Source organism: Xenorhabdus sp. PB30.3, assembly GCF_963895965.1.
Classification (GTDB): Bacteria; Pseudomonadota; Gammaproteobacteria; order Enterobacterales; family Enterobacteriaceae; genus Xenorhabdus; species Xenorhabdus stockiae.
Genome location: NZ_CAWQMW010000066.1, coordinates 1 through 3,504 on the forward strand (window position 1 = coordinate 1; position 3,504 = coordinate 3,504).

A 3,504-nucleotide genomic window follows, 5' to 3' on the forward strand; every position below is an offset into this window, starting at 1 on the left:
TTATTACTACTCATGCTGTAGAGAACTTTTAAAAAATAAAAGATTATTATCAAGTGAAAGAAAAATCATCTAAAAGGCATGATAAAATCAGTGAATAAGGTTTCATATTTTTTGGATCCCAGTGTAAGATTCAGTTTCAAGCGAAAAATATTAAAGCTGTAATTTGATACACTTAAAGGGGAATAATATGAAGCAAGTTATGCAATGGAAACGTGATGATTATTATATTACAACAGATAAAAGTAAGATTGATGTCAATTTTGTACATAATAACCTTACTCAATTATTTTGGGCTCGAGGTATTGAATTTGAAAAAGTTAAAATTGCGGTAGAAAATAGTGTATGTTTTTTATTATCCCATCAAGATAAAAAAGTTGGATTCGCCAGATTAATAACTGATTTTTCGACATTTTCTTATATTGTAGATGTATTTATTATTGATGAATATCAAAAGAAAGGTTTAGGGCGCTGGTTAATGGAGTGCGTTTTACAGCATCCAGCCGTTACCGATGTGGGTCATGTCACATTGGTAACGTCTTCAGCCAGCTGGCTTTATAAGAAACTGGGATTTAAACCTGTTATAGAGCAAGATTTCGTCTGGACACTGGAGAAAAGGCAAAAATAGTCATTTTATTCATCCAATCTGTTAATTCCAGTCAGTCAATTTTGCCGGATTGTGCATTACCTGTGAGCATACTCTTATAGCCTGATTTTGATCAGGCTTATTTAGATCTCATTTTTTTAATATCAGAAAACAAAGTCAGTAATCCTATGAAAGCCATAATGCAACCTGCCCATAATGGTGCTTTTAATCCCCAACCTAAACTAATGAATAATCCACCTAACGAAGCACCAATGACAACGCCAAGTGTAATGACAGAGGTATGAATAGTATTTACAAATGGGCGACCGTTAGCTGTTCTCATTACCCGTGTAACCATAGCTGGGTTCATTGTGACACCAACTAAGCCAATTCCTATTAATGAAAATGTGGAGAGTAATTTGTTTTCAGCAAAAGTCCCAAATAGCATTAGAAATAAGGTTAATAGTGTTAAGCCAGCTACTAGAATGATGAGCGTATAACGTTCAGCTAATTTTCCAACAATGATATTACCTATTATTGTCGCGATACCATAGAGGATAAGCAGGCTGGCAATTGTTTCTTCCCGATAACCTGTCACGTCTTTTAATATGGGGGTGAAGTAAGTAAAGGCGGCAAAAGTAGCACCAATAATCAGTAAACTGGTAGAAAAAACTCGCCATAATTCTGGATTGTTAAGAGTATGAAATTCAGCTCGTAAACTGATTGAAGATTGCTTTGGAATAAACGGAAGCCAGAATAAGCTAATGATTCCGGCAATAGTAGCGAGGGCAGTGGTTGTCCAAAAGCTGATTCTCCAGCCAATATATGTGCCTATCAGGTTTGCCATTGGTAATCCTAATATGGTTCCTATCATAATACCGGAGAGAACAATAGAAATTGCCCACCCTCGCTGCTGCTTTGCCACAATTTCTGCGCAAATAGATACAGACATACCAAAAAAGGCACCAGAAACAGCTCCGGTTATTACTCGAGCAATTGACAGAACGGTATAAGAATCAGCTAATGCCCCAAGTATTTCGCCGATAATAAAAATCAAATAAAGGCTAAGTAATGAAGTTTTGGGAGGTGTTTTTAATAAACCCAGTGTAAGTAACGGACCACCAAAAGCCATGGCTAAAGCATATAGAGAGACCAGATAACCAATTTCAGAAATAGAAACGTTTAAGTCATCAGCCATGATTGTCACCATACCTGTGACCTGAAATTCGCTGGTGACCATAGCGAAGACGCCGAATGCCAGTATATAAATAGACAGAGGGATCGTACTTTTAGTTATTGCAGCTGGAATAGCGATATTGCCTTTACATTTTTCCATTTTATCGCCTTGCTTATCGAATGTTTATTTTGTAGTGGTTATTACAAAATTATCTTACTTGCGAAAATTGATCAAGAGATTTATGTTATTCTCACTACATAAATAAAGAAGGTACATATAATGGCATCGCGTGGACGTCCTTTAAGTTTTGATCGTGAGGTTGCGCTTCAACGAGCAATGGAGGTTTTTTGGTCTAAAGGATATGAAGGAACACAACTTGTTGATCTAACCGCGGCAATGAATATCAATCCCCCTAGTTTTTATGCAGCATTTGGCAGTAAAAAACAGGCTTTTTACGCGGCGGTTGATTTATATATTAAAACTATAGGCGCCAAAGCGATGGATAGCCTCAACAGTGCGGAAAGTGTAAAGCAAGGGTTGAGAGCTATGTTAGAGGTTTCTGTGGAAGTGGCTACTTCGAATCAGTCAGGCGGATGTTTACTCGTTCTGGGAATAGTCAATAATTTACAAGAAAACGAGGATGCTTATGCTTACCTGAAAGAGGTTCGTCAATATACATGGAAGCTAATTCACACACGGATAGCGAAAGCAGTAGCAGATGGTGAATTATCGGGTGAAACAGAGACAGGAAAATTAGCATCTTATTTTTTGGGGATTATGCAGGCCATTTCATTTCAGGCTCGTGATGGAGTTTCCAGAGAAGATCTCATGTGTTTGATTGAGCCTGCAATGGCTGTAATACCCTGATAAATCGCCAACGCCATTACAGGTTACACATCATGGCCTGATAAATTGCTAAACAGCCGTTGCTATCCCGCTTTTAACTCACTCCAGTGGCTGATAATTTGCCCGATTATGCCGTAATCACGGGCTTCCTCTGGTCCCATCCAGAAATTACGGTCAGTGTCTTTTGCCACTTTATCTATAGGGTGCCCGGTGGCTTCACTGATAAGCTGATTTATACGGCCACGCATTTTTAATATTTCTTTTGTTTCAATTTCGATATCGGTAGCTCTTCCCTGAACGCCACCTAAAGGCTGGTGGATCATAAATCGGGTATTAGGAAGGCAATAACGATGTTCTTTTTTGGCGGCAAGGAAGAGAGTAATACCTGCACTGGCGACCCAGCCAGTACCAATCATAAGAACCTCTGGCTGAATAAATTTGAACATATCATGCAGAGTATCTCCGGATTCGACATGTCCACCCTGGCTATTAACAAAAACTTTTATGAGGTTATTATTGAGCTCCTGTAGTAGAAGAAGCTGAGTTATCACTTTTTCAACCAGTTGTTGGTTGATTTCACCGGAGATAATTATAGAGCGTGATTGAAAGAGTTTGTCGTGGAAAAGTGGCGTGATGAGATTATTTTTTTCTAGGCTGTTGTCTGTCATTTTTATTCTCACTTAAAAAATATTGTTTGTGATGATATTTATTATAGTCTTAAAATAATTTCCATGCATAAATGTAACAATATATAGAAATTAATTTTTTTAATTTATTTAATATGGTGAATATTTTGTTTTTGAGTCATTTGTTAATTATTTTTTATATTTTGTTTTTATTGTTGTTGTTATCTTTCATATGTAACTCATATAATAAAATTAGTTATATGCATTGTATG

The 3,504-nt window shown here is 37.0% G+C and carries 4 protein-coding genes; 2 read left to right on the top strand and 2 right to left on the bottom strand.

The window, feature by feature from the left end:
* The first annotated feature begins 187 nt into the window (after positions 1 to 187).
* Entirely contained in the window at positions 188 to 625 is a 438-nt protein-coding gene (locus AACX38_RS04995; RefSeq protein ID WP_228865839.1) for a GNAT family N-acetyltransferase, read from the top strand.
* A 97-nt stretch (positions 626 to 722) separates the two neighbouring features.
* On the opposite strand, the gene AACX38_RS05000 is transcribed toward AACX38_RS04995, so the two are convergent.
* Entirely contained in the window at positions 723 to 1,919 is a 1,197-nt protein-coding gene (locus tag AACX38_RS05000; protein ID WP_228865840.1) for an MFS transporter, read from the bottom strand.
* Between the two features lie 120 nt (positions 1,920 to 2,039).
* Here AACX38_RS05000 and AACX38_RS05005 point away from each other — a divergent pair, with 120 nt between their 5' ends.
* Positions 2,040 to 2,627, top strand: coding sequence for a TetR/AcrR family transcriptional regulator (locus AACX38_RS05005; protein ID WP_228865841.1), 588 nt, complete (start codon positions 2,040 to 2,042; stop codon positions 2,625 to 2,627).
* A 62-nt stretch (positions 2,628 to 2,689) separates the two neighbouring features.
* Here the strand turns inward: AACX38_RS05005 and AACX38_RS05010 are convergent, their stop codons facing one another.
* Positions 2,690 to 3,274 carry an ATP-dependent Clp protease proteolytic subunit gene (locus AACX38_RS05010; protein WP_228865842.1) on the bottom strand — a complete coding sequence of 195 codons (585 nt, stop codon included), beginning with the start codon at positions 3,272 to 3,274 and terminating at the stop codon, positions 2,690 to 2,692.
* Between the last annotated feature and the right edge of the window lie 230 nt (positions 3,275 to 3,504).

Bases quoted from the DNA above. Each gene is read 5' to 3' on its own strand.
- AACX38_RS04995 (WP_228865839.1), top strand. From the start codon at position 188: ATGAAGCAAGTTATGCAATGGAAACGTGATGATTATTATATTACAACA.
- AACX38_RS05000 (WP_228865840.1), bottom strand. From the start codon at position 1,919: ATGGAAAAATGTAAAGGCAATATCGCTATTCCAGCTGCAATAACTAAA.
- AACX38_RS05005 (WP_228865841.1), top strand. From the start codon at position 2,040: ATGGCATCGCGTGGACGTCCTTTAAGTTTTGATCGTGAGGTTGCGCTT.
- AACX38_RS05010 (WP_228865842.1), bottom strand. From the start codon at position 3,274: ATGACAGACAACAGCCTAGAAAAAAATAATCTCATCACGCCACTTTTC.